This is a genomic window from Klebsiella electrica (genome assembly GCF_006711645.1).
Lineage (GTDB): Bacteria > Pseudomonadota > Gammaproteobacteria > Enterobacterales > Enterobacteriaceae > Klebsiella > Klebsiella electrica.
This window is the reverse complement of the sequence record NZ_CP041247.1, coordinates 4,144,130-4,169,342: the sequence shown is the minus strand read 5'-3', so window position 1 is coordinate 4,169,342 and position 25,213 is coordinate 4,144,130. Positions and strand designations below refer to the sequence as shown.

The window sequence follows — 25,213 nt, the reverse complement described above, 5'->3', positions numbered from 1 at the left end:
TTTGCTGACTATAAGAAAGTGAATTCGAAAGGGGATGAGAGAAAGTCCGCAGTGGCTAAGACTTTTTCCTGGTCAGAAGGTGATTTGTTGCAAATTTGTGGGCAGGTTAACAATTACCCGCGTCCCGCGCTGCGATTCCAGCGTCAGCTCGCCCCCGAGGGCGCTGACCCGCTCGCGCATCCCCTGAATGCCAAAACCGGCCATGTTGTCGGCACTGATCCCCACACCGTTGTCGGTCACGTCCAGATGCAGCACATCTCCCTGCTGACGCAGGACAATCCGCACCTCGCTGGCTCCGGCGTGTTTACAGACGTTGTTGAGCAACTCCTGTAACAACCGGTAGAGAGTGAAGCGCACCGTTTCATTTTCGGGCGTGGCGGTAAGCTGATAGTCAAACTGGCAACGAATACCGCGCTCGGCAAAGGCAAACTCGTTGAGCAGATGGTGCAACGCTTCTTTAAACGACAGTTCGTCCAGGGCCGGGGGGCGTAGCTGGCGCAACAGCTGGCGGGTAGAGTGGTGGATCCGGCGGGCGAGATCGTTGATCTGGCTGGCGGCGGCCTGAGTCTGCGCCGGATCGCGCGCCCGTTTCACCAGCTGCGACTGGATCTGAATGGCGGTGATGTTCTGGCCGATTTCGTCGTGCAGTTCGCGCGCCAGACTCTTGCGCGTATCTTCTTCGGTATGCACCAGTTTCTCGGCCAGCGCCCGTCGCGCCGCCAGCTCCGTTTCCAGCCGCTGGCGGTAGTGGTGCAGGTTTTGCGCCAGGTGCTGCTGGCGGCTGATGGCGATCCCCAGACCAATCCCCAGTAATGCCTGGGTCGCCAGGAAAATTTCCAGCTCCACCAGATTGCTGAAGCCGACGCCAACCTGGCGGGCGATGGTGATCATCATGCTGCCCAGCAGGCCGGAGAGGACGCCGCCCTGCCAGCCGAACTTCCACGCCATCACCACGTTTGGCAAAAACACCACAATTAACAGCAGGCGCTCGATTTCCGGCGACAGCACCATTTGGGTGCCGATGCCGATGATAAAGAACAGGCTGCACCAGATAATTAACGAGGTACGCAGCGGCGGGTTGTTAGTATCCAGCCCCAGCAGATGATAGCGGTGCTGCTGGCGCAGAAATTCAAAAACCAGATAGACGAACGGGGTCAGCAGTACGCCGCCGGTAAACGAGGCCAGCCCGAGCATCATCGCCGGGCTTTTGACCCACGGCGAGAGCAGGACCGTGTTGATTAACGAACTTGCGGTCACCGTCGCCAGCAGCAGCGTCAGCCGCTGCCAGTAGAGGGGAAAACGATGCCAGAACTGTTGGGCGAGAGCGGCAGGGAGCAGGCTAATCAACGGCGCAGCCAGCAGAATATAGCCGTTCAGCAGCTGTTCGCCGCGCAGCCAGAGCAGCATCAGCAGAGGGGGGATCACCAGTGCGGGCCAGTAGCGGCGCGAAAGCAGGATCAGCAGCGCCAGATAAACGCCGTGCGGTAAAAACAGCGCCGCCTGCTGGCCGCTATGGGTCAGGTAAAACCCCAGCGTCCACAGCATCAGCCAGCCGCTACCCCAGGCCAGGACGATGAACAGCGAAATGACCCCATGGCGAAGGCTGCGCGACATCAATGCCCTGCCAGCAGCTGATGGTCGAGAGCGAAGTGCACCAGTTCAATCGTGCTTTGGCATTGCAGCTTGCCCAGCACGTTGGCGCGATGAACATGTACCGTTTTGTGGCTGAGGTCGAGCTGGAAGGCAATCTCTTTTACGCTGTCGCCTTTGACCAGTAAATCAAACACTTCGCGCTCGCGCGGGGTGAGCACTTCCAGCACCTGCGCCGGCTGTTGCCCGCCGCGCAACGCCCTGAGTGCATCGGCGCACAGGTAATGGCCGCCCATGCCGACGGAACGTACCGCCTGCACTAACTCTTCCGGTCCGCAGCGCTTGGTCAGATAGCCGCTGGCGCCCGCATCAAGCGCGCTCTGTACGAACGTCGGGGTGTCGTAAATGCTGAGAATAATGGCGCGAAACTGCGGCTTTTGCGCGCGCAGACGCTTGAGCAAACTGAGGCCGTTTTCATCCGGCATGGCGATATCCATCACCGCCACGTTGATGTCATCGCGCAATAACGCAGGCCAGGCTTGCGCCGCGCTGCTGAACTGGCCAACAACGTCAAGATCCTCTTCGAGGCTGAGTAGCTGCGCAAAACCGGAACGCACCACCACATGGTCATCGACCAGCACCACACGAATCATGTTTCTGCTCTCTTACTGAATCATGGCCCTATGATGCCTGCCGCCGCTGTGCTGGCAATCTTCGAGGTGCGGATATGTAACGAATGTAACGAAATCTTAATACACGTCATCCTTCAGGCTGCCTCTCTGCGAGGGCAGCCTGCGGCTGTACAAATTCGTTCCCTTGCCGCCTCGACGCATCTTGAATGATTTTGTGTATAAGCATTGCCGTTTTTTTTCTAAAAACGCTTTGTTCTTAGCCAGAATTTTTAATTACTTCATCAAACGTATCGCACCGGAAATACTGCACCCATAACAACTATGGGAAGCAGACACTATGGCACTATCATCGCGTATCACACTTATCGCCACACTGGCGCTGGCGGCATTTCAGGCGCAGGCGGTCAACGTCACCGTCGCGTATCAGACTTCCGCTGAACCGGCGAAAGTCGCCCAGGCGGATAACACCTTTGCCAAAGCGAGCGGCGCCACCGTCGACTGGCGCAAATTCGACAGCGGTTCAAGCATCGTGCGGGCGCTGGCTTCCGGCGATGTGCAAATCGGCAACCTCGGCTCCAGCCCGCTGGCGGTCGCCGCCACGCAGCAGGTGCCGATTGAAGTGTTCCTGCTGGCGTCAAAGCTTGGCAACTCTGAAGCGCTGGTGGTGAAGAAGAGCATCAGCAAACCGCAAGACCTGATCGGCAAACGCATCGCTGTCCCTTTTATCTCCACCACCCATTACAGTCTGCTGTCGGCGCTCAAACACTGGGGCATTAAGCCGGGCCAGGTGCAGATTATCAACCTACAGCCGCCGGCGATTATTGCCGCCTGGCAGCGCGGCGACATCGACGGCGCCTACGTCTGGGCGCCGGCAGTGAACGAACTGGAAAAAGAGGGCAAAGTGCTGACCGACTCATCCCAGGTGGGGGAATGGGGCGCGCCGACGCTGGATGTCTGGGTGGTACGCAAAGATTTTGCCGAGAAACACCCTGAGATTGTGAAAGCCTTTGCCAAAAGCGCTATCGATGCCCAGCAACCGTATATTGCCAACCCGGATGCGTGGCTGAAGCAGGCGGATAATATTAGCAAGCTGTCGCGCCTGAGCGGCGTGCCGGATGCCGATGTTCCGGGGCTGGTAAAAGGCAATACCTATCTGACCGCCGCCCAGCAGGTGCAGGAGCTGAACGGGCCGGTGAATCAAGCCATTATCGACACCGCGAAGTTTCTTAAAGAACAGGGCAAAGTGCCCGCCGCCGGGAACGATTACAGCCAGTACGTTACCGACCGTTTTGTGAAGTAAGGGGGCCACGATGCTGCAAATCTCGCATCTTTCCGCCGACTACGGCGGCAAACCAGCGCTGGCGGATATCAACCTGACGCTGGACAGCGGCGAACTGCTGGTGGTCCTCGGCCCCTCCGGCTGCGGGAAAACCACGCTGCTGAATCTGATTGCCGGATTCGTGCCTTATCAGCACGGCAGCATCACCCTTGAAGGCCTGCGGGTACAAGGGCCGGGCGCCGAGCGCGGCGTGGTGTTTCAGCATGAAGGGCTGCTGCCGTGGCGCAACGTACAGGATAACGTCGCGCTGGGACTCCAGCTGGCGGGCGAGGATAAAGCCGTCCGCCGGGAAACCGCGGCGCGGATGCTGAAAAAAGTCGGCCTCGAAGGCGCGGAAAAGCGCTTTATCTGGCAGCTCTCCGGCGGCCAGCGCCAGCGGGTCGGCATCGCCCGTGCGCTGGCGGCAAACCCGCAGCTGCTGTTGCTGGATGAGCCGTTTGGCGCGCTGGATGCCTTCACCCGCGAACAGATGCAAACCCTGCTGCTTGCCCTGTGGCACGAGACCGGCAAGCAGGTGCTGCTGATTACGCATGATATTGAAGAGGCGGTATTTATGGCGACCGAACTGGTGCTGCTGTCGCCGGGACCGGGCCGGGTGCTGGAGCGGCTGCCGCTCGATTTTGGCCGCCGCTTTGTCGCCGGCGAACCCTGCCGCAGCATCAAATCGGACCCGCAATTTATCGCACAGCGTGAATATGTCCTGAGCCGGGTATTTGAACAACGGGAGGCCTTCTCATGAGCGTGGTGATTCATGACAAACCACAGCCGCGGACGCTGAAGTGGCGCTGGCCGCTCTCCCGCCAGCTGACGCTGAGTTTCGCCACGCTGGCGGTGCTGCTGGCGATCTGGTGGGGGGTTACCGCCCTACAGCTGATTAGCCCGCTGTTTCTGCCGCCGCCGCAGCAGGTATTACAGAAACTGATCGCCATTGCCGGTCCGCAGGGCTTTATGGATGCCACCCTCTGGCAGCATCTGGCGGCGAGTCTGGCGCGGATCGCGATCGCTCTGGTCGCGGCGACGATCCTGGGCGTACCGGTCGGGATCGCCATGGGCCTGAGTCCGACGATCCGCGGGATTCTCGATCCGTTGATCGAACTGTATCGACCGGTGCCGCCGCTGGCGTGGCTGCCGCTGGTGATCATTTGGTTCGGCATTGGCGAAACGCCCAAAATCTTACTGATTTATCTCGCGATTTTTGCGCCGGTGGTGATGTCGACGCTGGCGGGAGTGAAAAGCGCCCAGCAGGTGCGTATTCGCGCCGCGCAATCTTTAGGCGCCAGCCGGGCGCAGGTGCTGTGGCTGGTGATTTTGCCCGGTGCATTACCGGAAATTCTCACCGGCCTGCGCATCGGGCTGGGGGTGGGCTGGTCAACGCTGGTGGCTGCCGAACTGATTGCCGCCACCCGCGGATTAGGTTTTATGGTGCAGTCCGCCGGTGAGTTCCTCGCCACCGATGTGGTGCTGGCCGGCATCGCGGTGATTGCGATCATCGCCTTTTTACTGGAACTGGGGCTGCGCGCGTTGCAGCGTCGCCTGACGCCCTGGCATGGAGAAGTCCAATGAGCGAACGTTTAAGCATTACCCCGCTGGGGCCATATATTGGCGCGCAGATATCCGGCGTCGATATCACCCGCCCGCTGAGCGACAACCAGTTTGAGCAGCTGTATCACGCGGTGCTGCGCCATCAGGTGGTGTTCCTGCGCGAGCAGAATATCACCCCCCGGCAGCAGCGGGATCTCGCCCTGCGTTTTGGCGACCTGCATATTCATCCGGTTTATCCCCATGCGCCGGGCGTGGATGAGATTATCGTTCTCGATACCCACGACGATAATCCGCCGGATAACGATAACTGGCACACCGATGTCACCTTTATCGAGACGCCGCCCGCCGGGGCGATCCTGGCGGCAAAAGAGCTGCCTGCAACCGGCGGCGATACCCTGTGGACCAGCGGTGTTGCGGCGTATGAGGCGCTCTCTGAACCCTTTCGCCAGCTGCTAGGCGGCCTGCGGGCGGAACATGATTTCCGTAAATCGTTCCAGGAGTATAAATACCGCAAAAGCGAAGAGGAGCATCAGCGCTGGCAGGAGGCGGTCGTGAAAAACCCGCCGCTGCTGCATCCGGTGGTGCGGACTCATCCGGTGACCGGCAAGCAGGCGCTGTTTGTTAACGAAGGGTTCACCACCCGCATTGTCGACGTGACGGAAAAAGAGAGCGCGACGCTGCTCAGTTTCCTGTTTGCCCACGTCACGAAGCCGGAGTTTCAGGTGCGCTGGCGCTGGCAGCCGAACGACGTGGCGATTTGGGATAACCGCGTGACGCAGCATTATGCGAATGCGGATTACCTGCCGCAGCGCAGGATTATGCACCGGGCGACGATTCTGGGGGATAAGCCGTATTACCGGGCGGGGTAATTTTTATCGCCTGTACCCGGCTAAGGCGCAATGCGCCGCAAGCCGGGAAATGAGCAAGTTACCGGGCAAACGCAACGCGCCGCCTCCGGGAAGAGGCTTTTATGCCGATTTTGGCGCGTCTAAATGGGTGCCAATATAGCGCTGATAGCGATTGGCCTTCAGATAGGTCAAATCCACCAGCACCAGACCATCGACGCAATTGTTGAAATCCGGGTCGCTGCCGAAATCGATAAACTGCACGCCGCCCGGTTCGCACACTTCAGAATACTGCTTATACAGCGGCGGAATCGCACAACCGAGGTTGCCGAGCAGGGATTTCAGTCTGGCTAAGTCATCGTTGTAATCCTCGCCACCAAACTGCGCCAGCACATCGGGGAGTGAGGCCGGATAAGGGCGACGAGACTTTGCTAACGAATGGGTCGCCGGGAACCACAGGCGATAGAAAGCCACCAGCAGATCGCGCGCCGCGGGCGGCAGGCCACCGGAAATGGATACCGGACCGAACAGATAGCGGTAGTGCGGATACCGCGCCAGCCAGGCGCCGATGCCCGACCACAGATAGTCCAGACCGCGACGTCCCCAGTAGCGCGGCTGAATAAAGCTGCGCCCGAGCTCGATGCCGTGCTTAAGAATATCATCCATGCGCTCGTCGTAGTGGAACAGACTATAGCTGTAGATACCTTCCAGACCGCGTTTTTCCAGCTGCATGGCGGTGGGCATAAAGCGATAGGCGCCGACGATTTCCAGGTCCTCTTCGTCCCACAGAATCAGGTGCAGGTAATCGTCATCATACCCGTCGATGTCGCGGCGTTTGCCGCTGCCTTCACCGACTGCGCGAAAGGCAAATTCGCGCAGGCGACCCAGCTCACGCAGCAGCGGCGCATCTTCCTGACCGCTGCGCTGCCACAGGTAGATGATTTTGCCATCTGCCGTGCGCCCGAGACACTCCGCCTGGTTGAGTTCGCGTTTAAGCAGGGCGCGATCCTCGGGGCGCGCAATTGCGCTTTCGGTTTTGAATACCCCCGCAAGCCCCTTGCCGAATTGCTCCAGGTGGCGATAGCAACGCTCAGTCAGCTCGCGAGAAGAGCTCTGAGGGTCGAACCAGCTTGACCAGGCAATCTGTTGACCAATATTGACCGGCAGGCTGCTGTTGCGACGGCGGAACATTTGCTGCATCAGCAGGAGCAGGGGGAGGTTTTCTGAAACCAGAGTACTGGCGTAAAACAGCGCGCTGTTGTGCGCGCGGATCCACGCCGGCAGGAGCGGGGCGCGGTATTTGGCCGCCAGTTTAATAAAGCCAGAGTGCCATTTTTTATCGCGGATGCCGCGGCGCGTCAGGCGTGAGACTTCCCCTGCCGGGAAAAAGATCAGCACGCCGCCGTTTTGCAACTGGAGATCCATCTGTTGCAGCGCGGCTTTGGCGGTACGGCCGTTGATATTATCGACGGGAATAAACAGCGAGCTCAACGGTTCAAGATGAGTCAACAGGCGGTTAGTCACGACCTTGACATCGCGGCGTACGCGGGAAACGGCATAGAGTAGCGCAAGGCCATCAAGCGTGCCGGTGGGATGGTTAGCGACGATCACCAGCGGACCGTGTTCAGGGATTTGTTCCAGATCGTGCGCCGGAATAGCGCAGCGGATATTGAGATGTTCAAGCACCTGTTCGACCGTATCAAGCCCTTTCAGGTGGCGATGGCGAGCGGCAAATTGTTGAAACTCTTCCTCATGAAGTAATTTTTTGAGTAGTTTTTTTTGCCAGGGTGCAGGCCTCGCCTGAGGCCACAGGTCGTCGAGTACATTGTCGAGACTAAACATAGCGCTTCCTCCTCCGTCCTGCCCTGACAGTAGAAGGTGCAGATGTCGCTCAGATTACAGTTGAGTGAAGATTTGGGATTGGCGCGAGTTCATGTCCCCGGGTTGCGGCTGACGCCTGACCCGGGCTACGGGGCTACCGGAGCAGGCCGTAACCCCGGTAAGCGCAGCGCCACCGGGGGAAGTCTGGAGCCGTATTTAAATACCGGAGCTGTCCCGGGTTGCGGCTGACGCCTGACCCGGGCTACAGGGCTACCGGAGCAGGTCGTAGCCCCGCTAAGCGCAGCGCAACCGGGGGGAAGACAGGAGCCGTATTTAAATGCCGGAGCAGTCCCGGGTTGCGGCTGACGCCTGACCCGGGCTACAGGACTACCGGAGCAGGCCGTAGCCCCGGTAAGCGCAGCGCCACCGGGGGAAGTCAGGAGCCGTATTTAAATGCCGGAGCTGTCCCGGGCTGCGGCTGGCGCCTGACCCGGGCTACAGGGCTACCGGAGCAGGTCGTAGCCCCGGTAAGCGTAGCGCCACCGGGGGAATGGCAGGGAATTAACGCAGGATTTTCTTTTCGGCCAGATCGAGGGCGAAGTAGCTGAAGATCAGATCGGCACCAGCGCGTTTGATAGCGCCGAGGCTTTCCAGCACCACTTTCTCTTCATCAATAGCCCCCGCCTGGGCGGCAAATTTAATCATCGCGTATTCGCCGCTCACCTGATAAGCCCCCAGCGGCAGGTTGGTACGCTCGCGCAGGTCGCGCAGGATATCAAGGTATGGGCCGGCGGGTTTGACCATCAGGCAATCTGCGCCCTGAGCTTCATCCAGCAGCGACTCACGAATCGCTTCGCGGCGATTCATCGGGCTCATCTGATAGGTTTTACGATCGCCTTTCAGCGCGGTACCGGCGGCTTCGCGGAACGGGCCGTAAAACGAAGAAGCAAATTTGGTGGAGTAGGACATGATGGCCGTCTGCGTAAAACCGGCGGCGTCGAGCGCCTGGCGAATCGCCTGCACCTGGCCATCCATTGCGGCGGAAGGCGCAATAAAGTCGGCGCCAGCAGCGGCGGCAACTACCGCCTGCTTGCCAAGATTTTCCAGGGTTGCATCGTTGTCCACGCCGTGTTCGCAGAGCACGCCGCAGTGACCGTGCGAGGTGTATTCGCAAAAACAGGTATCGGACATGACGATCATCTCCGGTACGGTATCCTTACAGATGCGTGACATGCGTGCGACAAGGCCGTTCTCGTTCCAGGTATCGCTGCCGATGGCATCGGTGTGATGGGAAATACCAAAGGTCATGACCGAACGAATACCGGCGTTGGCGATACGTTCGATTTCACGGGCCAGGTATCTCTCGGGAATTCGCATCACGCCTGGCATCGCGTCAATGGTTTTGTAATCGTCGATTTCTTCTTCAACAAAGATCGGCAACACGAGGTCATTCAAACTCAGTGTTGTCTCTTCAAACATGGCGCGCAGCGCGGCGGATTGACGCAAACGGCGGGGGCGAGTGATTAAATCTGTCATGTGTTTGCCTGATTTTGTGAAATGAAAGCGCGCAGTATACCTGAATTTGCGTACGGGTGTTTTACGAAAGTGGCTCAAAAGCTGCCTGTGCAGAAGGAAGGGATAATGAGAGTGTGAAGCTACTGTGTGTGATAGCGTTAAATATATTTGCAGATGATGTTTTTATTTTTGGTATGTATTAACTATTGATGAATTTATTGATTGTTGACGAAGATAGAATCTGCTTTTAATTTATTCATTGGAATTTTGTTTTTAGGTTTAAATATTCACTTGTTGTATGATATGTCTGCTCCCCTTTAATTTACTGAAATTTTTTATTTTCTTTTCTAAACTAACGACTTGTATCATGAGGCCATTGTCCGGTTTCGGACTTTAGGTGAAGAATAATTGAACCTTTCTCTGGTGATACCGCATAATCGTTGTCGCGAAGCATAATAATATTCTTCTATGCATAAATAATTGATGGATCAACGATATTACGTCCCGAGGAGGGATGACAAATGCACCCCTGGAAAAAGAAATTTGTAGTTTCACAATTAGCATTAGCCTGTACGTTGGCAGTCACCTCTCAGGCAAATGCTTCTAATGATATTTCTGGAACCGCCTACACAACATTTAAACATTATAATGACGCTGCCTATGCTGACGGTGTTTACTATAATGGTTATGTCGGTTGGAATAATTACGCGACTGATAGTATTTATAACGGTGATATTTATCCGGTAATTAATAAAGCTGTCGTCAATGGCGTGATCTCTACTTACTATCTTGATGATGGGCTTGCGACCAACACCAATAGCAATAGTCTGACCATTAAAGACAGCACAATTCATGGGATGATCACCTCTGAGTGCATGACTACCGTTTGTGTAGATCGCGATGCGACCGGTTATGTTTATGACCGTCTGGCGCTGACCGTTGATAACTCAACCATTGATGATAACTATGAACATTATACCTATAACGGTACGCAGGCTGATGGCACCGTAGATACCCATATTGTTGACGTTTACGATCTGGGGACGGCCATTACGCTGGATCAAGAGGTGGATCTGGTTATCAAAAATAACTCCCATGTCGCGGGTATTGACCTGACTCAGGGTTATGAGTGGAGAGATATTGACGATAATACTGTCATCACGGGCGTCGACAGCAGCGAAGTGTTTCATAATACAATCAATGTGATTGATTCTACCGTGACGTCAGGTTCATGGTCAGATGAAGGCACCTCCGGTTGGTTCGGTAACAACAATAACGCCAGCGATTATAGCGGTAACGGTTTTAATGCTGATGATATTGCGATCTCTGCCATCGCAAATCCGAATGCGGATAACGCGATGCAGACGACCGTTAACCTCAACCATTCTACCCTCATGGGCGATATCCTGTTTTCCAGCAATTTTGACGAGAATTTCTTCCCGAATGGCGCAGACAGCTATCGTGATACCGATACTGCGGTAGATACTAACGGCTGGGATGGCACTGACCGTATGGATGTCACGTTAAATAACGGCAGTAAGTGGGTTGGGGCAGCGATGTCCATGCATCAGGTAGATTCTGATGGCGATGGCGTTTATGACAGCTTTGACGTGGGCACTGAAGCAACGGCTACGCTGCTTGATATTACCGCGAATAGCCTATGGCCATGGTCAACTTATGGTATCAATAACAGCGACACGGCCTATGATGAAAGCGGTCATGTTATTGGCAACGAAGTCTACCAGAGTGGTCTGTTTAATGTGACGCTGAACGGCGGCTCGCGCTGGGATACCACCAAAGTTTCTCTGATTGATACCTTGAGCATTAACAGCGGCTCTGTCGTGAGCGTCGCGGATTCCACCCTGGTTTCTGACACCATCTCTCTGACCGGCGGCTCTGCCCTGAAGATCAATGAAGATGGTCATGTGGCGACCAACGCGCTGACTATTGATAACAGTAACGTAACGATTGCCGATGATGTCTCCGCCGGCTGGGGTGTGGACGATGCCGCACTGTATGCCAACACTATCAACATCACGAATAATGGTATGTTGGATGTGGGCAACAGCACGGCGTACGCGCTGCAGGCCGATATGCTGAATCTGACCAGTTCGACGGATGCAAACGGGAACGTGTACTCTGGTGTGCTTAATATCGGCAGCAATAGCTTCGTGCTGAATGCCGATCTCACGAACGATCGTACTCATGACGCCACTAAGGCTAACTACGGCTACGGCACAATCGCGATGAACTCCGATGGCCACCTGACCGTGAACGGTAATGGCGACGCCGACACCTCTTTCGATCAGTCCGAAGTGGATAACGCAGGCGACAGCGTTGCGGCCGCGACAGGCAACTACAGAGTTCGTATTGATAATGCGGATGGTAAGGGCTCCATTGCTGATTACAAAGGCAAAGAGCTGATTTATGTGAACGACAAAAACAGCACGGCTACCTTTTCTGCGGCTAACAAAGCCGATCTCGGTGCTTACACCTACCAGGCTAAGCAGGAAGGCAACACCGTTGTTCTGGAGCAGAGCAGGCTGACCGACTATGCGAACATGGCGCTGAGCATCCCGTCCGCCAACAGCAATATCTGGAACCTGCAGCAGGATACCGTGGCAACTCGTCTGACCCAGTCGCGTCATGGCCTGGCCGATAACGGCGGCGCCTGGGGAAGCTACTTCGGCGGTAGTTTCAACGGCGACAATGGCACTATCGGCTACGATCAGAATGTTAACGGCGTCATGGTGGGTCTTGATAGCAAAATTGACGGTAACGATGCTGAGTGGATCGTCGGTGCCGCTGCGGGCTTTGTGAAAGGGGATCTGAGCGATCGTACCGGTCAGGTGGATCAGGACAGCCAGACGGCTTACCTCTACACTTCTGCTCATTTTGCAAACAACTTCTTTGTTGACGGTTCTGTTAACTACTCTCACTTCAACAACGAACTGTCGGCAAACATGAGTAACGGTCAGTACGTTGACGGCAGTACCTCTTCAGATGCCTGGGGCTTTGGTCTGAAACTGGGCTATGACGTGAAGCTGGGTAATGCCGGCTATGTGACGCCGTACGGCAGCATATCGGGTCTGTTCCAGTCTGGTGACGACTATCGCCTGAGCAATGGCCTGAAAGTGGGTGGTCAGTCTTACGACAGTATGCGCTATGAACTGGGCGTTGATGCGGGTTATACCTTCACCTACGGTAACGATCAGGCGCTGACGCCTTACTTCAAGCTGGCTTACGTGTATGACGACGCCAGCAACCACGCTGACGTAAACGGTGATTCTATCAATAACGGTACCGAAGGTTCTGCGGTTCGTGTTGGGCTGGGTACGCAGTTCAGTTTTACCCGCAATTTCAGCGCCTACTCGGATGTTAGCTATCTCGGTGGTGGTGATGTGGATCAAGACTGGGCCGCTAACGTGGGCGTTAAATATACCTGGTAAGATTATTTACAGTGAGAAAAGCATTGTAGATATTTAATCGAAGACTATGCCCGTCAAGGATTTGACGGGCATTATTGTCAGGAACGTATCAATGTTATCGCTGAGTAAACCGCTTGATGCATTTGGTCAGCTAGATCAATACTTGTCCAGATATGGCACTCACTTCGAATTTTGTCGTGAAAAACAGCTTATATTCGTTAATGATATACATTGCGCCGAAACGGTTGTCATTCTGGAAGGCGTGATTTCTCTGCGTAGAAACGAAAATATCCTCATTGGCATCACCCAGGCTCCTTTTATTATCGGGTTGGCTGATAGCGTGATGAAAAATGAGATGCGATATCAATTAATGACGGAAGGGAAATGTAAGGGTTACCATCTTCCTTCTTTACAAGCGCTTAAAATAGTTGAACAGAATAATTTGTGGCGCGACGCATTCTGTTGGTTGGTATGGCATAGTCGTATTATGGAACAACGCGATTTGCAATTGATTGGGCATAATTCCTATGAACAAATTCGCGCGACGCTGCTGTCGATGATTGACTGGGATGAACAATTGCGTTTTCGTATTGGGGTAATGAATTATATTCATCAAAAAACGCGTATTTCACGCTCTGTTGTTGCCGAGGTACTTGCCGCCCTGCGCAAGGGCGGATATATCGAGATGGATAAAGGCAAACTGATTAGCATCAACCATTTGCCTGCAGATTATTAATTTGGTCGCGAGACTAAATCAGGATTCCGGGATCGGCGCCGGTTGCCCGCCGCTGAGTTCGCTGACCAGATCGTTAATACCGTCGCTCATATTGCTAAAGCGGGTCAGCGATGAACGGGTGACCACCACGAACGCGCCGACGTTCGCCTGCGGATTCATCGCCATATAGGTAATGAATCCACCGCCGCCGCCGGTTTTTTGAATAATCCCCGGATGGCCATCTTTCGGTTTCATATAGACCCAGCCAAGTCCCAGAGCGTCGGCTTTGCCCGGCACATCCATACCGATAACCCGTGTTAGCTGACTACGTTGATAAATCAATGTCTGCATACGGTCAGCCTGCTGCCCGCGGGTATAGAAATCGGAGGAAAGGAACTGCTGCATCCAGCGCATCATATCGCCTGGCGTCGAGTAGACGCCGCCGCTGCCGATCGCCGCCAGCGTATTGTTGCACGGGCTGGCGCCTTTCTCGGCGACCATCAGCCGGCGGCACTGATCCGGTGAGGGCGTAAAGGTGGTGTCTTTCATACCCAGCGGCCGGGTAATTTGTTCTTCAAACAACTGCGGATAAGGTTTTCCCGCCGCGGTGGAAAGGGCGTCTGCCAGCAGATCAAACGCGAGATTGGAGTAGGCGGCCTGCGAACCCGGGGCGGCTTTCAGCGAGGCAGTCGACAACCACGACCAGCGATCCTGGCGCGTTGGCCAGACGAAGACCGGACGATGGGCAGCACCACCGGGCTGTTCGCGCGGCAGCGCGCTGGTGTGAGTCGCCAGATTGACCAGCGTAATCGGCGTGCCCTGATACGTCGGCACCCGGGCACCCGGCGGCGCGTATTTGCTGAGCGGGTCGTTGAGCTTCACGACGCCCTGATCGAGCATTTTTACCAGCATCTCGCTGGTCATCAGTTTACTCAGCGAAGCAATGCGGATAACCGAATCCAGCTGCGGATGCTCATTATTGCCCGGACGCGTTTCACCGAAGCTGCGAAACACACGCTGATTGCCGTCGATCACCACCAGTGCCATGCCGGTGGCGCCGCTACCATAATAGATATGGTTTGCGTAACGATCGACAACATTAGCGGCAAATTCCGGGTCAACGATCGGTTGAGCTGCCTGGACCGATGTCCATGACGCCGCACACAGCGCAGCAAAAATAAGCAGACTACGTTTCAACTGGGGTATCCATAATCATAAGAAAATATATAGGGCATATTTATACTACGAAGCGCGGCTGAACGAAGTGGAATAACGGCAATATTTAGCATAAAAACGTAACCGTGCGTAAAAAGGACTTTTTTATGCTTTCGGACATCCTCTTTCCCCGGCGGGCGGGTATGATGAGCGTTTGATTTATCGGGTGACGAGAGAGAAATATGGCGGCTCAACGAGTAGTGATGGTAGTAGATATGCAAAATGGCGTCTTTGCGACGCCGCGTATTGAGCGCGAACGCTGCGTCGCGCATATTAACCGTCTGATTCGCGCCGCGGATCGCGTGATTTTTATCCAGCATGCCGAGGACGATGGTCTGGAAGAGGGGAGTGAAGGTTTTGCGCTGCTGGCGGAGCTGGAACAACCCGCAGACGCCCTCTATGTCACCAAAACCGCCTGCGATGCGTTCTATAAAACACGTCTTGCGCAGGTTCTGAGCGAGCAGCAGATCCAGCAGTTCGTGGTTTGCGGCTGTGCGACCGATTATTGTGTCGATACCACCATCAAAAACGGCGCCAGCCGCGGCTATGCAATTACCGTTGCCGAAGATGCGCATACCACTGCCAACCGTCCGGCTGCGCAGGCCACAACGCTTATCGATCACTACAACGATGTCTGGCGTACGCTTACCGTACCCGGCAATCCTGTCCGCGTGAAATCCATAGAAACAATTCTGGCCGAATGGCAGACGAACTAAGCTGCTGATATTTGGTCTCATCATCCGACCGTCCTCCCCAGACTGCTACAGCAATGCGGCGGGCGCTCTCGTGGCACACAGCATAGCCAGAACGATAAAGAAGTTAGCAGGAGTACATGATGTTTAAATCTTTTTTCCCCAAACCGGGGCCGTTTTTTCTCTCTGCCTTTGTCTGGTCGCTGCTTGCAGTGATCTTTTGGCAGGCGGGCGGTGGCGACTGGCTGCTGCGTTTAACCGGGGCATCACAAAATGTTGCCATCAGCGCTGCGCGATTCTGGTCGCTGAACTATCTGGTGTTTTACGCCTACTACGTTTTCTGCGTGGGCGTTTTTGCGCTGTTCTGGTTTACCTTCTGTCCACACCGCTGGCAATACTGGTCAATTCTTGGCACCTCGTTGATCATCTTCGTAACCTGGTTTCTGGTGGAAGTCGGGGTGGCGATCAACGCCTGGTACGCGCCGTTCTACGATCTGATTCAGTCCGCGCTGGCGACGCCGCATAAAGTCAGCATTAACCAGTTTTACCAGGAAACCGGCGTGTTCCTCGGGATCGCGGTGATCGCGGTGATTATCGGCGTGATGAACAACTTCTTCGTCAGCCACTACGTTTTCCGCTGGCGTACGGCGATGAACGAACACTATATGGCCCACTGGCATCACCTGCGCCACATCGAAGGTGCCGCTCAGCGTGTGCAGGAAGATACCATGCGCTTTGCTTCCACTCTCGAGGATATGGGGGTGAGCTTTATCAACGCCGTGATGACGTTGATTGCCTTCCTGCCGGTGCTGGTTACGCTGTCTGAACATGTGCCGGATCTACCGATTGTGGGTCATCTGCCGTATGGCCTGGTGATTGCTGCGGTGGTGTGGTCACTGATGGGTACCGGTATGCTGGCGGTTGTGGGGATCAAACTGCCGGGACTGGAATTTAAAAACCAACGCGTGGAAGCGGCGTATCGTAAAGAGCTGGTGTACGGCGAAGATGATGAATCCCGCGCCACGCCGCCGACGGTGCGCGAGCTGTTTAGCGCCGTTCGTCGCAACTATTTCCGCCTCTATTTCCACTACATGTATTTCAACATCGCCCGCATTCTTTATCTGCAGGTGGATAATGTTTTCGGTTTGTTCCTGCTGTTTCCGTCGATCGTTGCCGGTACGATTACGCTGGGCCTGATGACGCAGATTACCAACGTGTTCGGCCAGGTACGCGGCTCGTTCCAGTATCTGATTAGCTCGTGGACGACGCTGGTGGAACTGATGTCCATCTACAAACGTCTGCGTAGTTTTGAACACGAACTCGATGGTAAAGAGCTGCAGCCCGTCACCCAGACGTTGAACTGATTTAGCGAACCCTACCCATAGCAGAGGCAGATTGAAGGATGATACAGAGACAAGGACAGTGCAGAACAACCGCGGTACCACGTCGGGTTTCCTGCGCTCTGACGCTGTTGGCTGGGGGGATTCTGAGTGCCTGTACCAGCAACACAGCGCCGGCGCTGAAAGAGGGCGAAAAGGCCGTTGACGTGGCCGCCGTGGTGCGGCAAAAGATGCCCGCCAGCGTGAAGGACAGGGACGAGTGGGCGCAGGCGATTGCCAAAACCTTCGCCAGCCAGAAGCTGGCGCCGACGGAGGAGAACGTCTGTTCGGTGCTGGCCGTCGCGCAGCAGGAGTCCAACTATCAAGCCGATCCGGTAGTGCCGGGGCTGAGCAGAATCGCCTGGCAAGAGATAGACCGCCGGGCCGGGAAGATGCACATCCCGGTTTTCCTTGTGCACACGGCGCTGAAAATTCCGTCACCCAACGGCAAAAGCTACAGCGAGCGGCTGGATAACGTGAAAACGGAAAAGCAGCTTAGCGCTGTGTTTGACGATTTTATCGGCATGGTGCCCATGGGGCAGAAACTGTTCGGCTCACTTAACCCGGTGCATACCGGCGGCCCGATGCAGGTGAGCATTGCGTTTGCCGAACAGCATACCGATGGCTATCCGTGGAAAATCAGCGGCACCGTGCGCCAGGAAGTGTTCAGCCTGCGCGGCGGCCTGTGGTTTGGTACCTGGCACCTGCTCAACTATCCGGCGAATTACAGCGCGCCGCTGTATCGTTTTGCCGACTTTAACGCGGGCTGGTATGCCAGCCGCAATGCGGCGTTTCAGAATGCCGTCAGTAAAGCGAGCGGCGTGAAGCTGGCGCTGGACGGTGATTTAATTCGTTATGATAGCGATGACGCAGGGACGACGGAGCTGGCGGTACGCCGTTTAGCCGGGCAGCTGGCGATGAGCGATGATGACATCCACCGGCAGTTGAAAAAAGGCGACAGCCTGGCGTTTGAGAAAACCGAGCTGTATCAGCAGGTTTTCCGTCTGGCGGATAAGAAAGCAGGCAAAGCGCTACCGCGAGAGATACTGCCGGGGATTCAGCTTGAGAGCCCTAAGATTACGCGTAATCTGACCACGGCCTGGTTTGCGAAACGGGTCGATGAAAGGCGGGCCAGCTGTATGGCGCGTCGCTAGCGGTTATCGCTCCAGCGCAGGATAAGCCCCAACATGCCGATCAACAGGCCGCCGAACAGGAAGGGGATCAGGCCAAACAGGGTCCCCACCGCCAGCCCAATCTTAATTCGCGGCGAGCTGCTGTCTTCGATTTGCATCAGGTGCTCGAAAACACCGGGGGCATGTACCAGCATGCTTAACATCTGCGCGCCGGCCCAGAAACAGAACAGCACAAACAGGGCATAGGCAATATTGCTGCGGGTGATGGCGCTTCTTTTTTTCGCGGCAATAAGTGATTTTGAAAAGGCGAACTCAGCCATCTTCCCCTCCGAACTTGACTGATCTGCTGGTTTGCATCGTGGCATAGCGATGATTCTGGCAGCGGGAAGGGGTTCTCAGTATCAGATTGCTGGTAATTTACGACCAGGAATATTCCTGTTTTCTGGCCGGGAGCGGGTGGGCGGATCATTTTGCGGAACTTAGAGCGATATCCCAATGTGTGATAATTCTCTCCGGGGCTACAGACCGCGGATTCCGGCTGTGCGAAGATGCCTTTTTTGTTGTCGGAGGGGTTATGAAACTCACTGAAAAAATCCGCCGTGACTGGCATTACTACGCGTTTGCGCTGGGATTAATTTTTATACTGAACGGCGTGGTGGGGCTGTTGGGCTTTGAAACGCAAGGCTGGCAATCCTATGCCGTCGGGCTGGTGACCTGGGTGATTAGCTTCTGGATTGCCGGAAAGATTATCCGCCGCCAGACCGGGGTTGAGGAAGCGTAGGCCGGACACGCCCGCCGTGGCGGGAGCTGTGCCGGGACTGAGGCGCAGCGCCTCAGATAACCCGGGTAAGGCGCCACGCGCCGTCACCCGGGAAGACAATCAGTTCATCGATGTCTTCAGCGCACGGTCTGCCGCATGGCGCTCCAGCGCCAGTTCAATCAGCCGGCTGATCAGGCTGGTGTAGTCCAGGCCGCTGGCCTGCCACAGCTTCGGATACATACTGATGTTGGTAAAACCTGGCAGCGTATTGATTTCGTTGATAATGACCGCGTTTTCTTCCGTCAGGAAAACATCAACGCGCGCCATGCCGCTGCATCCCAGCGTCTGGTAGGCCCGAACGGCAATATCGCGGATTTTATCGTTGATATCGCTGGCAATGGCCGCAGGAACCACCACTTTCGCCCCCTGATCGTCGATATACTTGGTATCGTAGGCGTAGAACTCGCTGTTAAGGACGATTTCGCCGCAGGTACTGGCCTGAGGATGATCGTTCCCCAGCACCGCACACTCAATTTCCCGTCCTTTAATTCCTTGTTCCACCACCACTTTATGGTCGAATTCAAAGGCCAACGCGACCGCCTGCTGGTACTGCTCTTCGCTGTTGACCTTGCTGACGCCGACCGAAGAGCCCTGGTTGGCCGGTTTGACAAACAGCGGCAGGCCAAGCTTGTCTTTCACCTGCGTAAAGCTGAACTGCTGGCGGTTGGCGCGGGTCAGAGTGATGAATGGGGCAATCGCCAGTCCGGCATCGCGCAGCAGGCGCTTAGTGACGTCTTTGTCCATGCAGGCGGCGGAGCCGAGGACGTCGGAACCGACGAAGGGCAGATTAGCCATCCGCAGCATGCCCTGTAGCGAGCCGTCTTCCCCGAGGGTACCGTGGACAATCGGGAAAATCACGTCGATGGCGGCCAGCGGTTGGCCGCTGTCGGCGTTAATCAACTGCTGCGCGTCACGACCGGGAATTTGCGCCAGCGTGATGTCGGAAGGGCGCAGCGCGATACGGGCAGGATCCTGCGGGTTTAACAGATAGTTACCAGCATCGTTGATATGCCAGAGCCCCTGTTTATCAATGCCGAGCAGAACGACATCAAAGCGTGTTTTATCAATTGCTTCAACGATATTTTTCGCCGACTGCAGCGACACTTCATGTTCTGCCGACTTACCGCCAAAAACGATCCCAACCCTCAGCTTAGCCATTTCAACTTCCATCCTGATGACAACAAAACACATAACATAGCATGTGCAATGCACGCATGGCTGCCAGAATGTTGAATGCGGAAAACGGCAGGCTAAAAGCTGTTCGATTGCCGTCCCCGGTGCCCGGCGCGTCAGCAGAACGCGCTGAGGGGGCGGCGGTTAGTCCTGATAATGTTCGACAAAAAGTGTTATCGAGCGATAAAACACTAAACTCAGCATCAGCGCATCTCTGGTAATACGTCGATGAGTGGAAATTGCTAAGCTAGGTAATAATTCACAAAAAATTAATGAATACGTGTAGTTATGGAATCCTGGAAGGTCAATCTCATCTCCGTCTGGTTTGGTTGTTTTTTCACCGGCCTGGCTATCAGTCAAATTCTGCCTTTTTTGCCGCTTTATGTTTCCCAGCTCGGCGTGACGTCTCACGAGGCGCTATCGATGTGGTCGGGGCTGACGTTCAGCGTCACCTTCCTGGTGTCGGCTATTGTCTCACCCATGTGGGGCAGTCTGGCCGATCGTAAAGGGCGTAAGCTGATGCTGCTGCGCGCCTCCCTGGGCATGGCGATTGCCATTCTGCTTCAGGCCTTCGCCACTAACGTCTGGCAACTGTTTATCCTGCGTGCGGTGATGGGGTTGACCTCAGGCTATATTCCCAACGCGATGGCGCTGGTGGCCTCCCAGGTGCCACGGGAACGCAGCGGCTGGGCGCTCAGTACGCTTTCGACGGCGCAAATCAGCGGGGTTATTGGCGGACCGCTGCTGGGCGGTTTTCTGGCCGACCATGTCGGGCTGCGGGCGGTCTTTTTTATCACCGCGATTTTGCTGACGGTCAGTTTTCTCGTCACGCTATTTCTGATTAAAGAGGGCGTAAGGCCGCAAACCGGCAAGGCCTTACGCTTAAGCGGCAGGGAAGTGCTGGCGTCGCTGCCTTATCCGGGGCTGGTGATTAGCCTGTTTTTCACAACCCTGGTCATTCAATTGTGCAATGGCTCTATCGGTCCCATACTGGCGTTGTTTATCAAATCAATGGCGCCGGACAGCAGCAATATCGCCTTTCTCGCCGGGATGATTGCCGCCGTGCCCGGGGTTTCCGCGCTGATCTCCGCGCCGCGTTTAGGCAAACTTGGCGATCGCATCGGCACCTCGCGCATCTTGCTGGCCACCTTGTGTTGCGCGGTGGTGATGTTCTTCGCCATGTCGTTCGTCACCACCCCGCTGCAGCTGGGCATTTTGCGTTTCCTGCTGGGCTTTGCCGACGGCGCAATGCTGCCAGCGGTGCAGACTCTGCTGCTCAAATACAGCAGTGATAAGGTGACCGGACGTATTTTCGGTTATAACCAGTCGTTTATGTACCTGGGCAATGTGGTCGGGCCGCTGATTGGCGCGTCGGTATCGGCAATGGCCGGTTTTCGCTGGGTCTTTATTGCCACCGCGGTTATCGTGCTGATTAACCTTTGGCAACTGGCCGTGATGCTGCAACGCAGTCGCCGTACCGCCGCCTAGCCTCTTTCCCCCGGCATTGACGCCCGAGCGTGAATGCCGCCCTCAGATCTCCGCTTCCTACAAATGTCGTCCTGATCACAAATTAATCATTTCTCTTCTTTTCCCTCTTTAAAATACAACTGTTACGCGTATACAGTTACGCATAACAGTACATGGGAAAGAGTTTTTTATGAAAAATTTATTCGATTTATCCGGCAAACGCGCGCTGATCACCGGATCAGCCAGGGGGATTGGCTATCTGCTGGCGGAAGGCCTGGCTGCGTATGGGGCGGAGATTATTATCAATGACCGCACGCAGCAGAAAGCAGATGACGCGGCGCAGGCGCTGCGTGCGCAGGGCTATCGTGCGACGGGCGTGGCTTTTGATGTCACCCGCAGCGTTGAGGTTGAACAGGCCATTGCGCGGATTGAGGCGCAGATTGGGGCGATTGATATTTTGATTAACAACGCCGGGATCCAGCGTCGTTATCCCTTCACCGAGTTTCCAGAGGAAGAGTGGGACCAGGTGATTGAGGTTAATCAGAAAGGGGTTTTCCTTGTTTCACAGCAGGTGGCTAAATATATGATGACGCGCCGCTCGGGGAAAATAATTAATATTTGTTCAATGCAGAGTGAATTAGGTCGTAAGACGATTACACCGTATGCCGCGTCGAAAGGGGCGGTCAAAATGCTGACGCGTGGCATGTGTGTGGAGCTGGCAGAATATAATATTCAGGTTAATGGTATTGCGCCGGGTTATTTTGCCACAGAAATGACCGCGGCATTAGTTAACGATCGGGATTTTTCTGCCTGGCTTTATCAAAGGACCCCGGCCGCGCGCTGGGGAAAACCGGAAGAATTAATTGGCGCCGCGGTCTATCTGGCCTCCCCGGCGGCCAGTTTTGTCAATGGACATCTGTTGTTTGTTGATGGCGGGATGCTCGCCGCTGTTTGAGCCGTGCGTCGCCTTTTAGCGGCCGGGTCCGGCCGCCAGAAAGCTGACGAATAGATAAAATAATGACCCCCGTTTGATTATGCACTTTATCTGAGGATGGCATATGCAAATGCTCGCGAAATTACCAGCGCGTCGCTGGTGGTATTTAATGCCGGTGATTTTTATTACCTATAGTCTGGCGTATCTCGATCGTGCGAATTATGGTTTTGCCGCCGCTGCCGGTATTGAAAGTGATTTAGGAATAACTAAAGGGACATCATCGCTTATTGGCGCTCTGTTCTTCCTGGGGTATTTCTTTTTTCAGGTTCCCGGTGCGATGTACGCCGTAAAACGCAGCGTGCGAAAAATGATTTTCTTCAGCCTGGTATTATGGGGCTTTTGCGCGGCGGCCACCGGGTTTGTCAGCAATATTCCGATGTTAATGGTTATTCGCTTTACTCTCGGGGTAGTCGAGGCGGCGGTGATGCCGGCGATGCTGATTTACATCAGCAACTGGTTTACCAAAACCGAGCGTTCACGCGCTAATACCTTCCTGATTCTTGGCAACCCGGTGACGGTATTGTGGATGTCGATTGTCTCCGGCTACCTGATTCAGTCCTGGGGCTGGCGGGAAATGTTTATTATCGAAGGCATTCCGGCGGTGCTATGGGCTATCTGCTGGTGGATTCTGGTGCGCGATAAACCGTCGGAAGTCTCCTGGCTGACTGCGCAGGAGAAGCAGGTTCTGCAACAGGCGATGGATAGCGAACAGAGCCATATCAAACCGGTGCGTAACTATGGCGAGGCGCTGCGTTCACGAAATGTGATTATGCTGTGCGCCGTCCATGCGCTGTGGAGTATCGTGGTTTATGGCTTCATGATGTGGATGCCGTCGATTCTGAAAAATGCGGCGCAGATGGATATCGTGGCGGTAGGCTGGCTGGCGGCGGTGCCGTATCTGGCGGCGATTTGTCTGATGCTGACGGTCTCCTGGCTGTCGGATAAATTCCAGAATCGTAAACTGTTCATCTGGCCGCTGTTGCTGATTGCCGCCGTGGCGTTCTTCGGTTCCTGGATGACAGGCAATCAGTCTTTCTGGTCCTCCTACGGGCTGCTGGTTATTGCCGCCGCCTGTATGTATGCGCCCTATGGTCCCTTCTTCGCGCTGATCCCGGAGCTGCTGCCGCGCAACGTATCGGGGGTGTCGATGGGGTTAATTAATAGCTTTGGCGCGCTCGGCGCTTTCCTTGGCGCCTGGCTGGTGGGGTATCTCAATGGCATCATGGGCGGGCCTGGCGCGTCGTACACCTTTATGGCCATCGCGCTGTTGGCATCGGTGGTGCTGATGTACAACGTGCGGGCCAACGACGCCAGCAGTGCCGCGCTGACGACGACAAAAAAGCTTGCGGGTTAACAGAATAGAAGCGGCTGTGGTAAGGTTCTCTGCGAGCATATGAGTCGTTTGTCGCAGAGAACCCGATGAAAAACAACCGGATGACATTACAGGATATCGCGAACCTGGCCGGTCTTAATAAAATGACGGTCAGCCGTTATTTACGAGACCCGGGCCAGGTATCGCAGCGCAGCCGTGAATTGATCGCTAAGGTCATGGAAGAGAACAACTATATTCCTAACCGGGCGCCGGAAATCCTGCTCAATGCCCGCAGCAAAACCATTGGCGTGCTGATTCCCTCCTTCCGTAACCAGATTTTCGCCGATGTGCTCGCTGGCATTGAATCCGTCACTTCCGCGCACCAGTATCAGACCCTGATCGCCAACTACGGCTACGATCCGCAGCGTGAAGAGCGCGAAGTGCTCAATTTGCTCTCCTACAACATCGACGGGCTGATTCTGACCGGTAAGCAGCACACCGACCGCATGATCCAGTATGTCCGCGCCAGCGGGATCCCGGTGGCGGAGCTGATGGATATCGGCGGGCAGCCGCTCGATATCCAGGTGGGGTTTGATAACGAGAAAGCCGGCTGGGATATGGCCCATGCGTTTCTCGAAAGCGGCAAACGAAAAATCGCCTTTTTTGGTTCAATGGACGATCCCCGCGATTTGAGCCGTTTCCGCGGGACAGAGCAAGCGGTGGCGGCCTGTGGCCTGAAGGCGTATCACATCACGCCGCGCACCATCTCCTCGGTGGCGCTGGGCCGCCAGATGTTCCTGCAAATGCAGCAGTCGCACCCGGATATTGACGCGATTTTTTGTACCAATGACGATCTGGCGGTCGGCGTGCTGCTGGAGTGTCAGGCGCAGGGGATTGCGGTGCCGCAGGAGATAGCGATTGCCGGCTTCCACGGGCTGGAGATTGGCCGCGCGCGGCTGCAAAAAATCGCCAGCGTCATTACTCCTCGTTATGACATCGGTAAAACGGCGAGTGAAATCCTGATAGCCCGTCTGGTGGGTAAAGATGCGCCAGATAGCGTGGATTTGGCCTATCAGATCTATTATGGCGATACGTTATAATTATTACCGCAATAGCAATATTCTTTTTTATGATTATCTATTGAATTTAGTTATGCAACGTATTATGCCTGCCTTAAGTTTATTCCTGGTGGCGGTCGGCGAATGAGCAAAACGTTTCGCTTATTATATTGCGAGATAAGCGATCATTTTTAAAAAATAATACTGGTATCTGATGGCTAATGTATGACATAACTAGCAAATAATGGAACCTGCATAAGGATACAGTGCTGTGAAGAATCTCATTGCTGAATTACTGGTAAAGCTGGCGCAAAAGGAGGAAGAAGCAAAGGAGCTGACGGTGCAGGTTGAGGCGCTGGAAGTTGTCGTGACGGCGCTGCTTCGCCATATGGCGCAGGATGCGCAGCAGGCATTAATTAACGATATTGAGCACGCTATTGAGCAGGCAAGTCCCGGCCCGCTGGTGGACGATCGCGACGCCCAACTGCTGCAGCAATATATAAAAAAGCTGTTACGGCATCCGCGTAATTAGTTCTTTTGACA

22 protein-coding genes are annotated in these 25,213 nt (G+C 55.2%); 15 read left to right on the top strand and 7 right to left on the bottom strand.

Annotation, left to right across the window (positions count from 1 at the left end; all coding sequences use genetic code 11):
* Nucleotides 1–72 precede the first annotated feature (72 nt).
* Both Electrica_RS19960 and Electrica_RS19955 read right to left on the bottom strand, forming a co-directional pair.
* Nucleotides 73–1,614, bottom strand: a complete 1,542-nt coding sequence (locus Electrica_RS19960; protein ID WP_141965243.1) for an MASE1 domain-containing sensor histidine kinase — start codon at nucleotides 1,612–1,614, stop codon at nucleotides 73–75.
* Nucleotides 1,614–2,243, bottom strand: coding sequence for a response regulator transcription factor (locus Electrica_RS19955; protein WP_100683047.1), 630 nt, complete (start codon nucleotides 2,241–2,243; stop codon nucleotides 1,614–1,616). The genes Electrica_RS19960 and Electrica_RS19955 overlap by 1 nt, the downstream gene beginning before the upstream one ends.
* Before the next feature lie 316 nt (nucleotides 2,244–2,559).
* On the opposite strand from Electrica_RS19955, the gene tauA reads away from it, so the two are divergent.
* From tauA to tauD, 4 genes are read left to right on the top strand one after another with little or no spacing between them, the layout of a single operon-like run.
* Nucleotides 2,560–3,522, top strand: a complete 963-nt coding sequence (gene tauA, locus Electrica_RS19950; RefSeq protein ID WP_100683048.1) for a taurine ABC transporter substrate-binding protein — start codon at nucleotides 2,560–2,562, stop codon at nucleotides 3,520–3,522.
* A 10-nt stretch (nucleotides 3,523–3,532) separates the two neighbouring features.
* Nucleotides 3,533–4,300: a taurine ABC transporter ATP-binding subunit gene (tauB, locus tag Electrica_RS19945; protein WP_141965242.1), complete on the top strand. Its 768-nt coding sequence runs from the start codon at nucleotides 3,533–3,535 to the stop codon at nucleotides 4,298–4,300.
* Complete coding sequence (gene tauC / locus Electrica_RS19940; protein ID WP_100683050.1) at nucleotides 4,297–5,124, top strand: taurine ABC transporter permease TauC; 828 nt, start codon at nucleotides 4,297–4,299, stop codon at nucleotides 5,122–5,124. Before tauB ends, tauC begins: the two co-directional genes overlap by 4 nt.
* Nucleotides 5,121–5,972, top strand: coding sequence for a taurine dioxygenase (gene tauD, locus Electrica_RS19935; RefSeq protein ID WP_100683051.1), 852 nt, complete (start codon nucleotides 5,121–5,123; stop codon nucleotides 5,970–5,972). The genes tauC and tauD overlap by 4 nt, the downstream gene beginning before the upstream one ends.
* Before the next feature lie 99 nt (nucleotides 5,973–6,071).
* Here the strand turns inward: tauD and Electrica_RS19930 are convergent, their stop codons facing one another.
* Together Electrica_RS19930 and hemB are read right to left on the bottom strand one after the other, a co-directional pair.
* The gene (locus Electrica_RS19930) at nucleotides 6,072–7,790 is read right to left on the bottom strand and encodes a lysophospholipid acyltransferase family protein (protein WP_131049928.1); all 1,719 of its coding nucleotides are present in this window, start codon (nucleotides 7,788–7,790) and stop codon (nucleotides 6,072–6,074) included.
* 540 nt (nucleotides 7,791–8,330) lie between these two features.
* The gene (hemB, locus tag Electrica_RS19925) at nucleotides 8,331–9,305 is read right to left on the bottom strand and encodes a porphobilinogen synthase (protein ID WP_141965241.1); all 975 of its coding nucleotides are present in this window, start codon (nucleotides 9,303–9,305) and stop codon (nucleotides 8,331–8,333) included.
* Between the two features lie 500 nt (nucleotides 9,306–9,805).
* On the opposite strand from hemB, the gene ehaB reads away from it, so the two are divergent.
* Together ehaB and iprA are read left to right on the top strand one after the other, a co-directional pair.
* A complete protein-coding gene (gene ehaB / locus Electrica_RS19920) occupies nucleotides 9,806–12,733 on the top strand; it encodes an autotransporter adhesin EhaB (protein WP_141965240.1) in 2,928 nt (975 codons plus the stop codon).
* A gap of 91 nt (nucleotides 12,734–12,824) precedes the next feature.
* Nucleotides 12,825–13,448, top strand: a complete 624-nt coding sequence (gene iprA / locus Electrica_RS19915; RefSeq protein WP_100683055.1) for a hydrogen peroxide resistance inhibitor IprA — start codon at nucleotides 12,825–12,827, stop codon at nucleotides 13,446–13,448.
* Between the two features lie 18 nt (nucleotides 13,449–13,466).
* Here iprA and ampH read toward each other — a convergent pair whose 3' ends face one another.
* Nucleotides 13,467–14,624: a D-alanyl-D-alanine-carboxypeptidase/endopeptidase AmpH gene (gene ampH, locus Electrica_RS19910; protein ID WP_100683056.1), complete on the bottom strand. Its 1,158-nt coding sequence runs from the start codon at nucleotides 14,622–14,624 to the stop codon at nucleotides 13,467–13,469.
* 221 nt (nucleotides 14,625–14,845) lie between these two features.
* On the opposite strand from ampH, the gene Electrica_RS19905 reads away from it, so the two are divergent.
* The 3 genes from Electrica_RS19905 (at nucleotide 14,846) to Electrica_RS19895 (ending at nucleotide 17,867) form a co-directional block, all read left to right on the top strand.
* A complete protein-coding gene (locus Electrica_RS19905; protein WP_320416074.1) occupies nucleotides 14,846–15,358 on the top strand; it encodes a cysteine hydrolase family protein in 513 nt (170 codons plus the stop codon).
* A gap of 119 nt (nucleotides 15,359–15,477) precedes the next feature.
* Nucleotides 15,478–16,698 carry a peptide antibiotic transporter SbmA gene (gene sbmA / locus Electrica_RS19900; protein WP_131049925.1) on the top strand — a complete coding sequence of 407 codons (1,221 nt, stop codon included), beginning with the start codon at nucleotides 15,478–15,480 and terminating at the stop codon, nucleotides 16,696–16,698.
* Nucleotides 16,699–16,736: 38 nt separating this feature from the next.
* Nucleotides 16,737–17,867: a DUF1615 domain-containing protein gene (locus Electrica_RS19895; protein ID WP_141965239.1), complete on the top strand. Its 1,131-nt coding sequence runs from the start codon at nucleotides 16,737–16,739 to the stop codon at nucleotides 17,865–17,867.
* Here the strand turns inward: Electrica_RS19895 and Electrica_RS19890 are convergent.
* Nucleotides 17,864–18,166, bottom strand: coding sequence for a DUF2755 family protein (locus Electrica_RS19890; protein ID WP_100683060.1), 303 nt, complete (start codon nucleotides 18,164–18,166; stop codon nucleotides 17,864–17,866). The two genes, Electrica_RS19895 and Electrica_RS19890, sit on opposite strands and share 4 nt — an antisense overlap.
* Nucleotides 18,167–18,420: 254 nt before the next feature.
* Here Electrica_RS19890 and Electrica_RS19885 point away from each other — a divergent pair, with 254 nt between their 5' ends.
* Nucleotides 18,421–18,627 carry a DUF2754 family protein gene (locus tag Electrica_RS19885; RefSeq protein ID WP_044347132.1) on the top strand — a complete coding sequence of 69 codons (207 nt, stop codon included), beginning with the start codon at nucleotides 18,421–18,423 and terminating at the stop codon, nucleotides 18,625–18,627.
* Between the two features lie 99 nt (nucleotides 18,628–18,726).
* On the opposite strand, the gene ddlA is transcribed toward Electrica_RS19885, so the two are convergent.
* Nucleotides 18,727–19,824, bottom strand: coding sequence for a D-alanine--D-alanine ligase (gene ddlA, locus Electrica_RS19880; protein WP_100683061.1), 1,098 nt, complete (start codon nucleotides 19,822–19,824; stop codon nucleotides 18,727–18,729).
* A 303-nt stretch (nucleotides 19,825–20,127) separates the two neighbouring features.
* Between ddlA and Electrica_RS19875 the strand changes: the two genes are divergently transcribed.
* The 5 genes from Electrica_RS19875 (at nucleotide 20,128) to iraP (ending at nucleotide 25,202) form a co-directional block, all read left to right on the top strand.
* On the top strand, nucleotides 20,128–21,327 hold the full coding sequence (locus Electrica_RS19875) for a multidrug efflux MFS transporter (protein WP_141965238.1): 1,200 nt from the start codon (nucleotides 20,128–20,130) through the stop codon (nucleotides 21,325–21,327).
* Between the two features lie 169 nt (nucleotides 21,328–21,496).
* On the top strand, nucleotides 21,497–22,261 hold the full coding sequence (gene idnO, locus Electrica_RS19870) for a gluconate 5-dehydrogenase (RefSeq protein ID WP_141965237.1): 765 nt from the start codon (nucleotides 21,497–21,499) through the stop codon (nucleotides 22,259–22,261).
* Nucleotides 22,262–22,364: 103 nt separating this feature from the next.
* Nucleotides 22,365–23,654, top strand: a complete 1,290-nt coding sequence (locus tag Electrica_RS19865) for an MFS transporter (protein WP_141965236.1) — start codon at nucleotides 22,365–22,367, stop codon at nucleotides 23,652–23,654.
* A 65-nt stretch (nucleotides 23,655–23,719) separates the two neighbouring features.
* Nucleotides 23,720–24,712, top strand: a complete 993-nt coding sequence (idnR, locus tag Electrica_RS19860) for a DNA-binding transcriptional regulator IdnR (protein WP_131049919.1) — start codon at nucleotides 23,720–23,722, stop codon at nucleotides 24,710–24,712.
* Nucleotides 24,713–24,941: 229 nt separating this feature from the next.
* The gene (gene iraP, locus Electrica_RS19855) at nucleotides 24,942–25,202 is read left to right on the top strand and encodes an anti-adapter protein IraP (RefSeq protein ID WP_131049918.1); all 261 of its coding nucleotides are present in this window, start codon (nucleotides 24,942–24,944) and stop codon (nucleotides 25,200–25,202) included.
* Nucleotides 25,203–25,213: the final 11 nt, after the last annotated feature.

Bases quoted from the DNA above. Each gene is read 5' to 3' on its own strand.
- idnO (WP_141965237.1), top strand. From the start codon at position 21,497: ATGAAAAATTTATTCGATTTATCCGGCAAACGCGCGCTGATCACCGGA.
- tauC (WP_100683050.1), top strand. From the start codon at position 4,297: ATGAGCGTGGTGATTCATGACAAACCACAGCCGCGGACGCTGAAGTGG.
- Electrica_RS19875 (WP_141965238.1), top strand. From the start codon at position 20,128: ATGGAATCCTGGAAGGTCAATCTCATCTCCGTCTGGTTTGGTTGTTTT.
- Electrica_RS19930 (WP_131049928.1), bottom strand. From the start codon at position 7,790: ATGTTTAGTCTCGACAATGTACTCGACGACCTGTGGCCTCAGGCGAGG.
- tauD (WP_100683051.1), top strand. From the start codon at position 5,121: ATGAGCGAACGTTTAAGCATTACCCCGCTGGGGCCATATATTGGCGCG.
- Electrica_RS19955 (WP_100683047.1), bottom strand. From the start codon at position 2,243: ATGATTCGTGTGGTGCTGGTCGATGACCATGTGGTGGTGCGTTCCGGT.
- ddlA (WP_100683061.1), bottom strand. From the start codon at position 19,824: ATGGCTAAGCTGAGGGTTGGGATCGTTTTTGGCGGTAAGTCGGCAGAA.
- tauB (WP_141965242.1), top strand. From the start codon at position 3,533: ATGCTGCAAATCTCGCATCTTTCCGCCGACTACGGCGGCAAACCAGCG.
- hemB (WP_141965241.1), bottom strand. From the start codon at position 9,305: ATGACAGATTTAATCACTCGCCCCCGCCGTTTGCGTCAATCCGCCGCG.
- Electrica_RS19890 (WP_100683060.1), bottom strand. From the start codon at position 18,166: ATGGCTGAGTTCGCCTTTTCAAAATCACTTATTGCCGCGAAAAAAAGA.
- Electrica_RS19885 (WP_044347132.1), top strand. From the start codon at position 18,421: ATGAAACTCACTGAAAAAATCCGCCGTGACTGGCATTACTACGCGTTT.
- iprA (WP_100683055.1), top strand. From the start codon at position 12,825: ATGTTATCGCTGAGTAAACCGCTTGATGCATTTGGTCAGCTAGATCAA.
- Electrica_RS19905 (WP_320416074.1), top strand. From the start codon at position 14,846: ATGGTAGTAGATATGCAAAATGGCGTCTTTGCGACGCCGCGTATTGAG.
- idnR (WP_131049919.1), top strand. From the start codon at position 23,720: ATGAAAAACAACCGGATGACATTACAGGATATCGCGAACCTGGCCGGT.
- sbmA (WP_131049925.1), top strand. From the start codon at position 15,478: ATGTTTAAATCTTTTTTCCCCAAACCGGGGCCGTTTTTTCTCTCTGCC.
- Electrica_RS19895 (WP_141965239.1), top strand. From the start codon at position 16,737: ATGATACAGAGACAAGGACAGTGCAGAACAACCGCGGTACCACGTCGG.
- Electrica_RS19960 (WP_141965243.1), bottom strand. From the start codon at position 1,614: ATGTCGCGCAGCCTTCGCCATGGGGTCATTTCGCTGTTCATCGTCCTG.
- tauA (WP_100683048.1), top strand. From the start codon at position 2,560: ATGGCACTATCATCGCGTATCACACTTATCGCCACACTGGCGCTGGCG.
- ehaB (WP_141965240.1), top strand. From the start codon at position 9,806: ATGCACCCCTGGAAAAAGAAATTTGTAGTTTCACAATTAGCATTAGCC.
- Electrica_RS19865 (WP_141965236.1), top strand. From the start codon at position 22,365: ATGCAAATGCTCGCGAAATTACCAGCGCGTCGCTGGTGGTATTTAATG.